The following is a 15,092-nucleotide window of genomic DNA, read 5'->3' on the forward strand; positions in this document are numbered from 1 at the left end:
GTAACAGCGTTTAATCTTGTAATCTGGCAATCTCTTCACCGAATTCGCGAACATCTTCAAAGCTGCGATAAACAGACGCAAAACGGATATAGGCCACTTTATCAAGTTTCTTCAGCGCATCCATGACAAAGTTTCCGATCATTTTGGACGGAATTTCACGTTCTCCTGTAGCCCGTACCTGTGATTTAATGTGACTGATTGCCATTTCTACATCATCAGAGCTGACAGGACGTTTTTCCAGTGCTTTCTGCATTCCACGACGCAATTTTTCTTCGTCGAAAGGCTCTCGAATATCATCACTTTTAATGACTCGTGGCATTACCAGCTCTGCAACTTCAAACGTCGTGAAGCGTTCATGACATTCCAGGCACTGACGGCGACGGCGCACTTGTGAGCCAGCCCCTACCAGACGGGAATCAATAACTTTAGTATCAACGGCTGCGCAAAATGGGCAATGCATATCGTTTCCTGACAGTTAACCGAAGGGATAACAGTTTACCTTGAAGTGATGACGAAAAACACCCTGTCAGTAAGTACTCACAGGGTGTTTAAGCGATATCAGTGCTCGATCATGCAAAATAATTAAGGAAGAATGGAGGGCTGATCTGCCCCTTCTTTCTCAACTTTCTGCTGGATCAGATGCTCACGCTTCATACCCAATTTCAAAGCCAGGGCAGAAGCAACATAGATAGAAGAGATTGTACCGATAGAAACACCGATTAACATGACCAGTGAGAACCCCTTCAGCATTTCGCCACCGAAAATATACAGCATCAATACAACCAACAACGTAGTTGCGGAAGTCATGATGGTACGGCTTAGAGTCTGAGTCAGGGAAATATTGGTGATTTCATACGACGTACCACGGCGTATCTTACGGAAGTTCTCACGGATACGATCCGACACTACGATGCTGTCGTTCAATGAATAACCGATAACGGACATCAATGACGCAACAATAGTCAGGTCAATTTCGATGTGGAACAACGACAGAATACCCAATGTAATAATCACGTCATGCGCCAGTGCAATAACTGCCCCCAATGCCAGACGCCACTCAAAGCGGAAACCGACATAAATCAGGATACAGATCAGTGCAACCAGTAATGCCATCGCTCCGGTTTGTGCCAGTTCGTTCCCGACACTGGGGCCAACGAATTCGACACGTTTAACCTTGGCATCTTTATCAATATCCTGGTTAATCACCGAGATAATCTTATTGCCAAGCTCTTGCCCTGCATTACCAGCCACAGGTGGCATACGAACCATAACATCACGGCTGCTGCCAAAATTTTGCAAAAGAGGATCAGCAAAACCATTCTGGCTCAGGCTCGCACGCATCTTGTCCAGATCCGCAGGTTGACTCAGTTTCACCTCAATGACCGTACCACCGGTAAAATCAAGCCCCCAGTTAAAACCACGAGTGCTTATCATGACGATGGAAGCGATCAACAGCAGGAACGAAATCCCAAAGGCAACGTTGTCCCAGCGCATAAAGTCGATAACTTTACGCCCATAGTTTAATTGTTCAACAGTATAATCCTGTGCCACAACGTGCTCCTTAAATTGACAACTTATTGATACGCTTGCCACCATACAGCAAGTTCACGATTGCACGTGTTCCCACAATAGCAGTGAACATTGAAGTCGCCACACCAATACTGGTGGTGATTGCGAAGCCCTTGATAGAGCCAGTACCCACTGCATACAAAATGACAGCCGTAATCAGCGTAGTCAGGTTTGCGTCGATGATACTGGAGAACGCTCCTTTATAGCCTTCGTGAATTGCCTGCTGTACCGTACGGCCATTACGCAATTCTTCTTTGATACGTTCGTTGATCAATACGTTCGCATCCACGGCGACGGCAAGCGTTAAGACGATACCCGCAATCCCCGGCATGGTCAGAGTCGCTCCCGGCAACAGGGACATAATACCGACGATCAGCACCAGGTTAGCCAGCAACGCAGAACTCGCAATCAGACCAAACTTGCGGTAGTAAATCACCATAAAGACGACAGAAGCAATCAGCCCCCACAAACACGCTTCAAGGCCCTGCTCAATATTCTGCAAGCCCAGAGTTGGCCCAATCGTACGCTCTTCTACAATCTGGATCGGTGCAATCAACGCCCCTGCCCTCAGTAACAGTGATAACTGACGAGCTTCTGTCGGATTGCTAATGCCGGTAATACGGAAACTGTTACCCAAGCGTGACTGAATCGTAGCAATGTTGATAACTTCTTCTTGCTTAACCAAAATCGCACGACCGTTGGCATCTTTCTTGCCGCTGTCCTTATATTCCACAAACAACGTTGCCATTGGCTTGTGCAGATTATCTTTGGTGAAATTAGACATGGCTGTGCCGCCAGCGCTATCCAAGGAAATATTCACCTGTGGATAACCATTCTCATCAGCACTGGAAGTCGAGTCGGTGATATGGTCACCCGTCAGGATAACGCGTTTGTACAGTACAACCGGATTACCATCACGGGTATATTTCACTTCTGAATCAGCCGGAATACGGCCATATTGCACAACATTTTGGTCAACATTGGTATTGACCAGACGGAACTCCAGTGTTGCGGTTGCCCCAAGAATTTCTTTTGCGCGGGCAGTATCCTGAATACCAGGCAGTTCAACCACAATGCGGTCTGCACCTTGACGTTGAACCAGAGGTTCTGCAACGCCCAATTGGTTGACACGATTACGCAAGATAGTGATGTTCTGCTGCACTGCATAAGAACGAGCTTCACGCAGACGCTCATCACTCATCACCACTTTCAGCGTGCTGTTGGCTTCATTAGAGAACACCAAATCACGGTGACGAGGTTCAAGATAACTTTCCGCTTTAGAGCGTGCATCGTTATCGCGGAAACGAACTTCGACGCCATAATTATCCGTTTTGCGGATAGTTGAATAAGGGATGCCTTGCTCACGCAGTTCAGAGCGCAGGCCATCAATATTCTGTTCCTGCAATTTACCCAGAGCGGTTTCCATATCCACTTCCATCAAGAAATGAACACCACCACGCAGGTCAAGCCCCAGTTTCATCGGCTCAGCACCGACTGCTCTTAACCAGACAGGCGTCGCAGGCGCAAGGTTCAATGCCACAACATACAGTTCACCCAGTGCAGAAACCAACGCTTCACGCGCACGGAGCTGCACATCAGTGCTACTGAAACGAGCAAGGATTGCGCCATTTTCCAATGCAATAGACTTGCTCTTGATTTGATCTTTTTCTAAAACATTACGGACTTGGTCCAGCGTTTTTTCACTGGCGGCAATACCTCGCGCGCCAGTGATTTGTACAGCCGGATCCTCACCATAAAGGTTGGGAAGTGCATAAAGCAAACCGATGAGGATCGCAGCGATCAGCATCAGATACTTCCACAAAGGATAACGGTTCAACACGGCAGTTCCCTTCGGGAAAAATCGGAAAATTAAATAGCCTTCATTGTACCTTTCGGCAAAATGGCAGCAACGAAGTCACGTTTGACAGTTATTTCTGTGGTGTCATTTAAGGCGATAACCACGTAGCCGGTATCAGACACTTTAGAGACACGCCCCACCAAACCACCAGAAGTCAGCACTTCATCCCCTTTGGAGATGGAATCCATCAGTTTTTTATGTTCTTTGGTACGTTTTTGTTGTGGACGCAGGATCATGAAATAGAAAATCAAACCGAAAACAACCAGCATGATAATCAGAGAATATGGGCTTCCCTGAGCTTGCGCGGGTGCGCCAGCAGCTGCCGCAGCTTCAGAAATAAAAAAACTCATCAAATTTCCCTCATTGTTATCGAAAATATGACTGCCGAAAACATTACGATTGAAAATCGGCAGTGGCTCGATCAAAAACCAGCCCAATATGCTACACATATTGAGACTGATTAGTCACGATAAATTATATATTTAACGGCGGAACGGGTTTACCGATCTGCTGATAAAACGCTTCAACAAACTGTTCCAGCTTGCCTTCTTCAATGGCCTGACGAATTCCAGCCATTAAGCGCTGATAATACCTTAAATTATGTATCGTATTCAGCCTTGCACCAAGAATTTCGTTACAACGATCAAGGTGATGGAGGTATGCCCGGCTATAATTGCGGCAAGTATAGCAGTCACAATGCTCATCCAAGGGAGATGTATCTTCTTTATGTTTAGCATTACGGATTTTAATAACCCCTTCGGTCACAAACAGGTGACCATTGCGGGCATTACGTGTCGGCATCACACAGTCAAACATATCGATACCACGCCGAACACCTTCAACCAAATCTTCCGGCTTGCCGACGCCCATCAAATAGCGAGGCTTATCCTGTGGGATCTGAGGGCAAACATGCTCCAGAATACGGTGCATATCTTCTTTCGGTTCACCGACGGCCAGTCCCCCTACAGCGTAGCCATCAAAGCCGATTTCCACCAGCCCTTTTATGGAAACATCACGCAAGTCTTCGTACACACTGCCCTGAATAATACCAAACAAAGCATTTTTATTGCCCAGCTCATTAAAACGTTGACGGCTGCGGGCAGCCCAGCGCAATGACATTTCCATGGAACGCTTGGCATAATCCCAATCAGCAGGATATGGCGTACATTCGTCGAAAATCATGACAATATCGGAACCCAAATCATATTGGATTTCCATCGATTTCTCTGGGCTGAGAAACACAGGGGTCCCATTAATTGGGTTACGGAAGTGAACCCCTTCCTCTTTGATTTTACGCATGGCGCCGAGGCTAAACACCTGAAAACCGCCAGAGTCAGTCAGAATAGGGCCTTGCCACTGCATAAAATCATGCAGGTCACCATGCAATTTCATGATTTCCTGTCCCGGACGCAACCAAAGGTGGAAAGTATTCCCCAACAGGATTTGCGCTCCGGTTTCTTTCACCTCTTCCGGTGTCATCCCTTTTACCGTGCCGTAAGTTCCCACAGGCATAAATGCCGGAGTTTCCACAACGCCACGATCAAAAATCAAACGACCACGACGGGCATTCCCATCCGTCTTTTGTAACTCAAATTTCACTTAACCTCCAGACATCAGAAAAACAGTCTGATGCTATGTTTAGACGCCATTCAACTCAACGAAGCTGAAATGAAGAGTATTTTGATTTTAAAATCTTTTATTGCAAAGCATTTAATTTTATATCAGCACCGTTTCTTGCGGTATTTACTCTTCTGATACCCGTTCTTTGGCTGCCATTTTATTGCGATTAATAAACATTGCATCACCATAACTAAAAAAGCGATATTCTTTTGCTATCGCTTCTTTATAGGCATTCATCGTATTCTTATAACCGGCAAACGCAGAAACCAGCATGATAAGTGTGGATTCTGGCAGATGGAAATTGGTGATCAGTACATCAACAACCTGATATTCAAATCCAGGATAGATAAAGATTTGGGTATCATCAAAAAATGGCGCGATAATCCCATCCTGACAAGCTCTTGCGGCACTTTCCAGTGAACGAACCGATGTTGTTCCTACAGCAATCACCCGATTACCACGCGCTTTACATGCCAGAACTGCATCCACAACATCCTGTGGCACTTCCGCATATTCGGCATGCATCACATGATCTTCAATGGATTCCACTCGCACAGGCTGAAAAGTACCGGCACCAACGTGCAGGGTGACAAAGGCCATTTCAACCCCCTTTTCACGCAAGGCAGCCAAAAGCGGTTCATCAAAATGTAATCCCGCAGTCGGTGCAGCCACGGCTCCTGGACGTTCACTATAAACTGTCTGGTACAATTCACGATCTGCATCTTCATCAGGACGAGCGATATAAGGCGGCAAAGGCATATGACCAATCTGTTCCAAAATGGTCAACACATCACGTTCATCATCAAAACGGATTTCAAACAACGTATCATGACGCGCCAGCATCGTTGCCTTAATGCTCTCCTCTTCACCAAGGATAAGTTCAGCACCTTCTTTCGGTGCCTTGGAAGCCCGAACGTGAGCAAGCACTCGCTTATTATCCAGCATCCTTTCGACTAAAACTTCTAACTTTCCCCCCGTCGCTTTGCGGCCAAACAGGCGCGCAGGGATAACGCGGGTGTTATTGAAAACCAATAAATCTCCAGCTTCCAGCTTATCCAGCACATCAGTAAAAACACCGTGCGTCAGCTTGCCTGTTTCACCATCAAGGGAAAGCAGGCGGCAAGCACTTCGCTGTGGCTGGGGATAGTGAGCAATCAGCTCTTCTGGCAGTTCAAATGTAAAATCAGCGACACGCATTTTATCTGTATCATTCAAAAAAACAGGCGGACTAGTCTAGTGCTGCAAGTGCAAGGGTGCAACAAAGAAGCATCGGGTTTAACTATTTACGCTGCATTCTTTGCGATATACTCTCACTATGAATTTTCTCGCACACCTTCATTTAGCTGCCTTAGCGGAAAGTTCCTTACTGGGGAATTTGATGGCAGATTTCGTCCGCGGCTCTCCAGAAGGCGCATTTCGTTCTGATATTGTAGCGGGTATCCGTATGCACCGTCGGGTAGATAGCCTGACGGACAAGCATCCGCTTGTCCTGGAAGCACGTCAATTATTTCGTCCCGAATATCGGCGCGTTGCCCTCATTACTCTTGATATCATCTGGGATCACTTTCTCTCGCGACATTGGGACAAATTTGAAAAAAATTACTCCCTGCCCGAATTTGTCCATCTTGCCCACAACACTATAGAACCGCATCTCGCGTCAACCCCCGAAAAATTTCAGGAATTGAACAACTACCTCTGGTCACAAAATTTATTCATCCGTTATGCCGATATGTCATGCATCGCCAATGTCTTGCAGAGCATGGCTCGCAGGCGCCCCAAATTATCCGCACTGGCCGGCTCGTATCAGGATATAGAAAATCATTACCTTGATTTTGAAACACTATTTTATCAGTTCTACCCAGAAATGATGGCACTAGCAACAAATAAGCATCTACTTGAGTAGCAACTATCTTGAACTTTTCATAAATAGTTTTATCTTATGTAGTCTAAAAGGAATTAAAAACAGTTTATCGATAGGTAAAATCTATTATAACAATTGGTATTTTATCCTTTATTGCTATAACCTAATTCCTTATGCTGTAACCCGTTTTTACATAACACCTTTTAAAATCACAGGAGTCAATTATGGTTTTAGTAACCCGCCAAGCCCCTGACTTTACAGCTGCCGCAGTTCTCGGTAACGGTGAAATTGTTAATAACTTCAATCTGAAAAAACACCTGAATGGCCGTGCTGCTGTTATTTTCTTCTGGCCAATGGATTTCACTTTCGTTTGCCCTTCTGAGCTGATTGCTTTCGATCATCGCTATGAAGAATTCCAGAAACGTGGGGTTGAAGTTGTTGGTGTCTCCTTCGATTCTGAATTCGTTCACAACGCATGGCGTAAAACTCCAATCAGCGAAGGTGGCATTGGCGAAGTCAAATATCCAATGGTTGCTGACATCAAACGTGACATCATGAAAGCTTACGGCATTGAGCACCCAGAAGCAGGTGTTGCTCTGCGTGGTTCTTTCTTGATTGACAAAAATGGCGTTGTACGTCACCAAGTCGTTAACGATCTGCCACTGGGCCGTAACATCGATGAAATGCTGCGTATGGTTGACGCTCTGCAATTCCATGAAGAGCACGGCGAAGTTTGCCCTGCACAATGGGAAAAAGGCCAGGAAGGTATGGGCGCTTCACCGGAAGGCGTAGCAAAATACCTGACCAAAAACGCTGACAAGCTGTAATCCCGTTAGGATTCAACCTGTTCATAACCTTACGTTATGAAGCATTCCAAACCAGCCGCTCAATCGGCTGGTTTTTTACTTTCCAAAATCCTGAGCTTTCGATAAGGTAAATTACTTATTAGCAACAAAAGCACCACAAATACCCAAATCAATTAACAGTTGACCTATCCTCAGGAGAACAACACATGTTCAAGGCATGGAAAATACCACTTATCGCTGTATCCCTGCTCATTTCTACTCCTCTTTATTCTGCCACTGAGCCTGCGGTTGAAGCTAAACAAGGCATGGTTGTCAGCTCACAGCGCCTTGCTTCACAAGCTGGCATAGATATTCTCAAAATGGGTGGTAACGCCATTGATGCTGCTGTTGCCGTTGGATATGCCCAAGCCGTGGTTAATCCCTGTTGTGGCAACATTGGCGGTGGTGGCTTTATGACCATCCATCTCGCTAATGGAAAAGATACTTTCATCAATTTCCGTGAAACAGCCCCTGCCGCGGCTAACGCTGATATGTATCTGGATAAAGATGGAAAAGTGATCAAAGGTGCCAGCCTGTATGGTTATAACGCGATTGCTGTACCAGGCACAGTGATGGGATTTGAAGCGGCACTGAAAAAGTACGGCACTTTAACCCGCGAACAAGTCATGGCACCCGCTATCAAGCTGGCGCGCGAAGGCTATATACTGACCCGTGGCGATACCGATATTTTGGATACCACAGTCAAGCGTTTCGCCCAAGATCCAGAAGCTGCCCGTATTTTCCTGCGTAAAGATGGTACGCCATTCAAACCAGGGGACAGGCTCATCCAAACCGATTTAGCCAACACGCTGGAAATGATTGCCAAACAGGGACCTGATGCTTTTTATCACGGCAAAATTCCCCAATTAGTTGCACAAGCATCAAAAAAAGCAGGCGGAATTATTACCGCAGCCGATTTCGCCAATTATCACATCACAGAAACGACGCCTGTTACCTGTAGTTACCGAGGCTACAAGTTTATCTCTTCTCCACCTCCCAGCTCTGGCGGGGTGACGTTATGCGAGATATTAAACATCGTTGAAGGCTATGATCTTAAGTCTATGGGATTCAACTCTGCTGCTTATATTCATACATTGACAGAAGCCATGCGCCACGCCTATATGGATAGAAATACCTATTTGGGCGATCCGGCATTTATCAACAACCCACTTGATCGACTGTTGAGTAAAAGTTACGCCGAATCGATCAGAAAAGAGATTCAACCAAATAAAGCCACTCCATCGGTAAATATTCAGCCAGGCATTGGTCCCCATGAAAAACCGGAAACTACCCACTATTCCGTGGTAGATAAAGAAGGAAACGCAGTATCAACAACTTACACCATCAATGGACGCTTTGGTGCTGGCGTCATTGCCCCAGGAACAGGCTTTTTCCTCAACGATGAGATGGATGACTTTACAACTAAAGTCGGTGAGAAAAACCTGTATGGGCTAGTACAAGGTGCAACCAACTCAATCGCCCCTGGTAAGCGCCCACTATCATCAATGAGCCCAACACTTGTGACCAAAGATAATAAAATCTTCCTGGTGTTAGGTTCTCCAGGAGGCTCACGCATTATCTCCATCACTTTACAAACTGCGCTAAATATCATCGAATTCAACATGCCACCACAAGAAGCCGTCAATAGTCCACGGTTCCACCACCAATGGCTACCTGACGAAGTCTATTATGAGCAACGTGGTTTGTCGAAAGACACCCTAAACTTACTGGAAAAAATGGGCTACAAAATGGTGAAACAGACACCTTGGGGAGCAACAGAATTAATTATGATTGGATTACCGGGTGCTGCTGGGGTGACTCCACAATCATCAGGCAATGATTCTGCCGTATCAGGTGTTGTCCGTGAAGGTTACATCTATGGTGCCAACGATGCACGACGACCTGCCGGTGCCGCTATTGGTTATTAATCCAGCATAAATCAACAAAAAAAGGTGGGCTGTTTTCAGCAGCGCACCTTTATCATCTTATAACATCACTTATCCATGTTTATCATGAACAGACTTTATTCCTACTTTTCTTCAGTCTGCACTTCATACTTTGGGAGCTTTACGCCTCCTACGACGCGGTCATAAATAGCGCACACAGCAACCGTCAGTAAGGTAGGCAGCAACCAAGCCAAACCTTGATCCGCTAATGGCAGATGCTTCGCCCACTCAGGCAGTAAATGGGACAGATACTCAGAAGCTTTTATTGCATCCAAGATCCCAAACAGCAAACTGACAGACATGGCCGGAGCCAAAATGCGGATGAAGTTATTCCACCAACGGATTGTAAAGCTCAACAATATCAGCGCGATACAGGGTGGATAAATGGCCGTCAGCACTGGAATTGAGATCTTAATCAAATGGCTTAAGCCCACGTTAGAAACCAGCATGGAGAATGTGCCTAAGATCAGTACCAGAGCACGGTAGGACAATGGCAAATAACGGCTGAAAAATTCAGAGCAAGCACAAGTCAAACCGACAGCAGTCACCATACAAGCAATGAAAATCAGTAACGCGAGGAAGAAGCTACCGTAGTTACCAAAAATATTTTGGACATAGGCGTGCAAAATCACAGCACCATTATCTGCGGTAGGCACTAATGTGCCACTACCTTCCCCAAGCTTAAACAAAGAGAGGTACACCAGTGTCAGGCCAAGACCAGCAATCAAGCCAGCCCACATTGCATAGCGCGTCAACAGGGAAGAAGCCTCAACCCCTCTGGAACGGGCTGCATTGACAATAACAATACCGAATACCATTGCAGCCAGTGTATCCATTGTCAAATAGCCATTGACAAAGCCATTTGAGAACGGAATTTCCCGATAACTTTCAATAGCAGGAACAGGGCCACCTGCCGGCCACAATACCGCCGCAATTCCCAAAATGGCTAATGCTACGATTTTGATTGGAGCCAATATGTGGCCAACACTATCCAGTAGTTTGCCCGGATATAATGAAATCAGCACCACGAGTGCAAAATAGATCACACTATAAATAAATAGAGGAAGATCACCTGTTCCGGTAAGTGGAGCAATACCCAATTCAAAAGAAACTGTTGCAGTTCTGGGGGTAGCAAACAGAGGACCGACAGCTAAATAGCAGACAGTTGCCAGAATCAGGCCCGCAGTTTTTCCAATCGGCGCACTCAGTGCTTCAATGCCTCCACCCACTTTTGCCAACGCAATGACAGTAATGACTGGCAAGCCAACAGCGGTTAGCAAAAAGCCGGCTGCTGAGATCCAAACGTTCTCTCCTGCCTGCAAGCCAACCATAGGCGGAAAAATAATATTTCCCGCACCAACAAACAAGGCAAAGGTCATAAAACCTAATGCCCAAATATCCTTAGATGATAAACGGTATGCCATAATGATTGTTAATGTATTATTGTCAAAAGAGATGCATCTGCGACAGTAGCTATCGCAAGTACTTGAATTTTCACTGGCGAAACCGGATTCTGATTTAACAATCAGTGATCTGCATGACACTCACTGATAGCCGTAAGCTACAGAATAATAGTAATAATAACAGCTAGAATCGCCAACAACTGCTCCCAAGTAAAACTTTTATAGCGCTAAAAGGCAAGCGGTAAACCAAAAACCAGAACAATATTCTGAACTGTTTTTTAAAATCAGTTATTATTGTTATCTATCATTGAATACACACTATATGATTTGTGCATTTTTTTATTCGTGCGTGTTTTTTGCTCACATCTGCCAATAAATCATTTTGGCATAAAACTATTTTTGGTAGAAACAATAAGCTGAGACGCTAATAAAAAACTAAAGACTGAACCCTTTCCTAAAGTGCTCTCAATATCGAGATGGGTATTGTAGTGATGCAATGCATGTTTCACTATCGCCAAACCTAACCCATTCCCCCCCGTCTGACGCGAACGGGCGCGATCAACGCGATAAAAACGCTCAGTCAGGCGTGGCAAATGCTCCGCACTAATCCCACCCCCATTGTCTTTCACTGTGAACAACGCACCTTGGGAAACATTTCGCCAACTCACCTCAATCCTTGTGCCCGGAGAAGTATGTCTAATGGCATTATAAACCAGGTTGGACATTGCACTGCCCAGCTGCTCTTCATTACCAAACACTTTCAGATTTTCATCAATATCAAACACAATATCGTACTGCTCATTTCCCAAGGCCAACACCTCCCGTTGCAATATCTTCAACAGGTTGGGAACATCCACAACTTCATTCATGTCCACTTGCGCCCCTCCTTCAATTTTGGAAAGATGCAGCAGTTGTTGCACCAAACCATCCATCCTTCGTATTTGTTCCCGCATCGTACCGATAACCTTTTGGTTCACCTTATTGTCGAACGCCTGATCTTCCATCATTTCCAGATAACCTTGCAGGACAGTGAGGGGGGTTTTGAGTTCATGATTTACATTGGCAAAAAAATCCCGTCTGGCATTTTCCAACTGCCGTTTTTGGGTGATATCACGCGCGACCATCAATAATTGCTTCTCAGAATAAGGCATAATGCGGAACTCCATCATATTGCCATTATTCAATTCGATGGACAGAGGGTGGGAAAAATCATTCGCGGTAATATAACGGCTAAAATCAGGGTAGCGAAGCAAGTTGAAAATATGCTGACCATTATCCTCAGGCCAGCGGAACCCAAGTAAATGTTGTGCCAGGCGATTACACCAAAAAATATTGCCTTCCGTAGTCATGATCACAATAGCATCCGGCAATGATTCCGCCCCACTACGAAAGCGTTTGATGAGTAATGCGAGTTCACGACGTCGTTTGCGATTGCGTTGTTGCAACTGATAAATACCATAAAAGATAGGTTCCCAGCCGCCACGACCGGCTGGCGGTAACATATTGCGATCCAACCATAACCAATCGGATAATTTCAGCAAATTATAGCCATGCCATACCAAAGCCAAAAATAGTGCGATAACCAGCAGCCATGCCAAGTGACCGATAAAAAGAGACAAAATGACAGCGGGCAAGCAAAAAAGCACAAGCCCCCATACCAACTTTTTCCAAGATAAACGCTCAAGCACGCGACTTTACTCCAAACAGTCAATAGCGGGTAGAAAAGCGATAACCTGCACCACGCACCGTCTGCACCATCCTGGCGTGATCCCCTATCTCCAACGCCTTACGCAAGCGTCGAATATGTACATCAACCGTACGATCTTCCACATAAACATTTGTTCCCCATACATAGTTGAGTAACTGTTCACGACTATAAACACGCTCAGGATGAGTCATAAAAAAGTGGAGAAGTTTGAATTCAGTTGGCCCCATTTCCAAATCTTGTCCATGACTGGAAACACGGTGGGATGATGGATCCAAAACCAATCCATCCATATCAATAGTGTCTTCCAACTCTATAGGTGAAATGCGACGCAAAACAGCCTTAACCCTGGCAATCAATTCCTTAGGTGAAAAAGGTTTCGTGATATAGTCATCCGCACCGACATCTAAACCACGTACCCGATCTTCTTCGTCCACCCGAGCTGTGACCATAATGACAGGGATCGCCTTAGCGTTATTATCCCGCTTCATTTGCCGGATAAGTTGTATCCCTGAACCGCCTGGCAACATCCAGTCCAATAATACCAAATCAGGATAAGGCTCAGACAAACGTCTTATTGCTGTATCGTAATCTTCGGCTTCAATGGCTTCATAACCGTTCTGTTCCAGTGCAAAACAAACCATTTCACGAATCGGTACTTCATCTTCAACGACCAAAATGCGTTTAACCATGGTTAATTCCGTTAATATCATTAAAGCTAAATAGGTTTTCATACTACTGAAAGTATCAGATGCTGGAGTTCCTTACCCCCGCGCAGGGTAAGGAATACTCCTATCATTTCGAAACGCTATTTAGTGACTTTTACTGCAAATCATTATGAGTCAATTTTATGACACTTTTATGAAACTCCTTACTTCTCAATTAACAAGATACAAACTGGTTCCCAAAGAAAATCTTGCTTTTTGTTATATTTCACTATGGATGCGAAGCAGCTCGAAAATTCAGTAAAGGAAATCGAATTGCACAAGACATCCCTCACACTGCCATTATAATTAGCACCTGCAACAGATAAGAAAAACATTCAGGCAACGGCGGGAAAATCATGCGAATTATTCACACATCTGACTGGCATCTTGGCCAATATTTCTTTACTAAAAGCCGTGCCGCTGAACATAAACACTTTTTACAATGGTTGATTGAAAACATCGTGCAGCATCAGGTTGACGCATTGATTATTGCCGGCGATATTTTTGATACCGGTTCTCCTCCCAGCTATGCACGTGAACTTTATAACCAATTTATTGTGGCACTACAGCCCACAGGCTGCCAACTTGTCATTCTCGGTGGAAACCATGATTCCGTCGCCACACTCAATGAATCTAAATCCCTGCTTTCTTACCTGAATACCACTGTTATTACCCATGCTGAACCCGAAGATATAACACAGCAGATAAAGATCCTGAATAACAGAAAGGGTCATGCAGGAGCGATCCTCTGTGCCATTCCCTACCTGCGTCCACGGGATATTATCACCAGCCAAGCGGGGCAATCAGGCGCTCAAAAACAGCAGGCCCTACAGGATGCCATCACCAAACACTACCATAGTCTCTACCAGCAAGCCTGTGCATTACGGGAACAGCTCGGCCAGCCATTACCGATTATTGCCACTGGTCACCTCACTACGGTGGGGGCTTCCACAACAGATTCCGTTCGCGATATTTACATTGGCACATTAGAAGCCTTCCCCGCACAATCATTTCCGCCTGCTGACTATATTGCCCTGGGGCATATCCATCGCCCGCAACTCATTGGTAAATCAGAGCATATCCGCTACAGCGGTTCCCCTATTCCACTCAGTTTTGATGAAGTGGGACAGGAGAAAAGCGTCTGCTTAGTGGACTTTAAATCAGGAAGACTTGATAACATCACACTGTTACCGATCCCGCATTATCAGCCAATGCAACTTATTCGTGGTAATTTGAAACAAATCGAAGAGCAATTACACTCTTTTAGGGAATATCAAGGAGAACGTCCGGTTTGGCTGGATATTGAAGTCGCAACTCAAGATTATCTGCCCGATATCCAAAAACGCATTCAGGCCCTAAGTGAAAGCCTGCCTGTTGAGATTATCTTGCTACGCCGTAGCAAAAACACTCGCCAACTGTCGCTGTCTGCACAAAATAAAGAAACCCTTACTGAACTGAGCGTCAATGAGGTCTTTGAACGTCGTTTAGCACTGGCAGAAATCGACGATCCCGCGCAAAAACAACGCCTAACCACCCTGTTTAAACAAACGCTGGATGATATTTCTCAGCAATAACTTG

General features: G+C 45.4%; 13 protein-coding genes. 4 read left to right on the forward strand and 9 right to left on the reverse strand.

Going from position 1 to position 15,092, the window contains the following annotated elements; translation table 11 throughout:
• Window positions 1-10: 10 nt before the first annotated feature.
• The 6 genes from nrdR to queA all read right to left on the reverse strand — a co-directional run bounded on the left by nrdR (window position 11) and on the right by queA (window position 6,244).
• Complete coding sequence (gene nrdR / locus WDV75_RS03985) at window positions 11-460, reverse strand: transcriptional regulator NrdR (RefSeq protein ID WP_273559124.1); 450 nt, start codon at window positions 458-460, stop codon at window positions 11-13.
• A 122-nt stretch (window positions 461-582) separates the two neighbouring features.
• Entirely contained in the window at window positions 583-1,551 is a 969-nt protein-coding gene (secF, locus tag WDV75_RS03990; RefSeq protein ID WP_273559126.1) for a protein translocase subunit SecF, read from the reverse strand.
• A gap of 10 nt (window positions 1,552-1,561) precedes the next feature.
• Window positions 1,562-3,409: a protein translocase subunit SecD gene (gene secD / locus WDV75_RS03995; RefSeq protein WP_273559128.1), complete on the reverse strand. Its 1,848-nt coding sequence runs from the start codon at window positions 3,407-3,409 to the stop codon at window positions 1,562-1,564.
• Between the two features lie 29 nt (window positions 3,410-3,438).
• A complete protein-coding gene (gene yajC, locus WDV75_RS04000) occupies window positions 3,439-3,777 on the reverse strand; it encodes a preprotein translocase subunit YajC (RefSeq protein ID WP_189758891.1) in 339 nt (112 codons plus the stop codon).
• Between the two features lie 124 nt (window positions 3,778-3,901).
• Window positions 3,902-5,026: a tRNA guanosine(34) transglycosylase Tgt gene (tgt, locus tag WDV75_RS04005; protein ID WP_273559131.1), complete on the reverse strand. Its 1,125-nt coding sequence runs from the start codon at window positions 5,024-5,026 to the stop codon at window positions 3,902-3,904.
• A 144-nt stretch (window positions 5,027-5,170) separates the two neighbouring features.
• Window positions 5,171-6,244, reverse strand: coding sequence for a tRNA preQ1(34) S-adenosylmethionine ribosyltransferase-isomerase QueA (gene queA, locus WDV75_RS04010; RefSeq protein ID WP_273559133.1), 1,074 nt, complete (start codon window positions 6,242-6,244; stop codon window positions 5,171-5,173).
• A gap of 118 nt (window positions 6,245-6,362) precedes the next feature.
• Between queA and WDV75_RS04015 the strand changes: the two genes are divergently transcribed.
• The 3 genes from WDV75_RS04015 (at window position 6,363) to ggt (ending at window position 9,681) form a co-directional block, all read left to right on the forward strand.
• Complete coding sequence (locus tag WDV75_RS04015; RefSeq protein ID WP_273559135.1) at window positions 6,363-6,950, forward strand: ACP phosphodiesterase; 588 nt, start codon at window positions 6,363-6,365, stop codon at window positions 6,948-6,950.
• Window positions 6,951-7,132: 182 nt separating this feature from the next.
• Window positions 7,133-7,735, forward strand: a complete 603-nt coding sequence (locus tag WDV75_RS04020) for a peroxiredoxin C (protein ID WP_273559137.1) — start codon at window positions 7,133-7,135, stop codon at window positions 7,733-7,735.
• A 185-nt stretch (window positions 7,736-7,920) separates the two neighbouring features.
• The gene (gene ggt / locus WDV75_RS04025) at window positions 7,921-9,681 is read left to right on the forward strand and encodes a gamma-glutamyltransferase (RefSeq protein WP_273559139.1); all 1,761 of its coding nucleotides are present in this window, start codon (window positions 7,921-7,923) and stop codon (window positions 9,679-9,681) included.
• 101 nt (window positions 9,682-9,782) lie between these two features.
• Here the strand turns inward: ggt and brnQ are convergent, their stop codons facing one another.
• The 3 genes from brnQ to phoB all read right to left on the reverse strand — a co-directional run bounded on the left by brnQ (window position 9,783) and on the right by phoB (window position 13,499).
• The gene (brnQ, locus tag WDV75_RS04030; protein WP_273559141.1) at window positions 9,783-11,123 is read right to left on the reverse strand and encodes a branched-chain amino acid transport system II carrier protein; all 1,341 of its coding nucleotides are present in this window, start codon (window positions 11,121-11,123) and stop codon (window positions 9,783-9,785) included.
• A 356-nt stretch (window positions 11,124-11,479) separates the two neighbouring features.
• Complete coding sequence (gene phoR / locus WDV75_RS04035; RefSeq protein ID WP_273559143.1) at window positions 11,480-12,790, reverse strand: phosphate regulon sensor histidine kinase PhoR; 1,311 nt, start codon at window positions 12,788-12,790, stop codon at window positions 11,480-11,482.
• A 19-nt stretch (window positions 12,791-12,809) separates the two neighbouring features.
• A complete protein-coding gene (gene phoB, locus WDV75_RS04040; RefSeq protein WP_273559145.1) occupies window positions 12,810-13,499 on the reverse strand; it encodes a phosphate regulon transcriptional regulator PhoB in 690 nt (229 codons plus the stop codon).
• Between the two features lie 371 nt (window positions 13,500-13,870).
• On the opposite strand from phoB, the gene sbcD reads away from it, so the two are divergent.
• Window positions 13,871-15,088 carry an exonuclease subunit SbcD gene (gene sbcD / locus WDV75_RS04045; protein WP_273559147.1) on the forward strand — a complete coding sequence of 406 codons (1,218 nt, stop codon included), beginning with the start codon at window positions 13,871-13,873 and terminating at the stop codon, window positions 15,086-15,088.
• The last annotated feature ends 4 nt before the right edge of the window (window positions 15,089-15,092 follow it).

This window comes from Xenorhabdus griffiniae (assembly GCF_037265215.1).
Lineage (GTDB): Bacteria > Pseudomonadota > Gammaproteobacteria > Enterobacterales > Enterobacteriaceae > Xenorhabdus > Xenorhabdus griffiniae.

Bases quoted from the DNA above. Each gene is read 5' to 3' on its own strand.
- nrdR (WP_273559124.1), bottom strand. From the start codon at position 460: ATGCATTGCCCATTTTGCGCAGCCGTTGATACTAAAGTTATTGATTCC.
- yajC (WP_189758891.1), bottom strand. From the start codon at position 3,777: ATGAGTTTTTTTATTTCTGAAGCTGCGGCAGCTGCTGGCGCACCCGCG.
- queA (WP_273559133.1), bottom strand. From the start codon at position 6,244: ATGCGTGTCGCTGATTTTACATTTGAACTGCCAGAAGAGCTGATTGCT.
- WDV75_RS04015 (WP_273559135.1), top strand. From the start codon at position 6,363: ATGAATTTTCTCGCACACCTTCATTTAGCTGCCTTAGCGGAAAGTTCC.
- WDV75_RS04020 (WP_273559137.1), top strand. From the start codon at position 7,133: ATGGTTTTAGTAACCCGCCAAGCCCCTGACTTTACAGCTGCCGCAGTT.
- ggt (WP_273559139.1), top strand. From the start codon at position 7,921: ATGTTCAAGGCATGGAAAATACCACTTATCGCTGTATCCCTGCTCATT.
- brnQ (WP_273559141.1), bottom strand. From the start codon at position 11,123: ATGGCATACCGTTTATCATCTAAGGATATTTGGGCATTAGGTTTTATG.
- phoB (WP_273559145.1), bottom strand. From the start codon at position 13,499: ATGGTTAAACGCATTTTGGTCGTTGAAGATGAAGTACCGATTCGTGAA.
- sbcD (WP_273559147.1), top strand. From the start codon at position 13,871: ATGCGAATTATTCACACATCTGACTGGCATCTTGGCCAATATTTCTTT.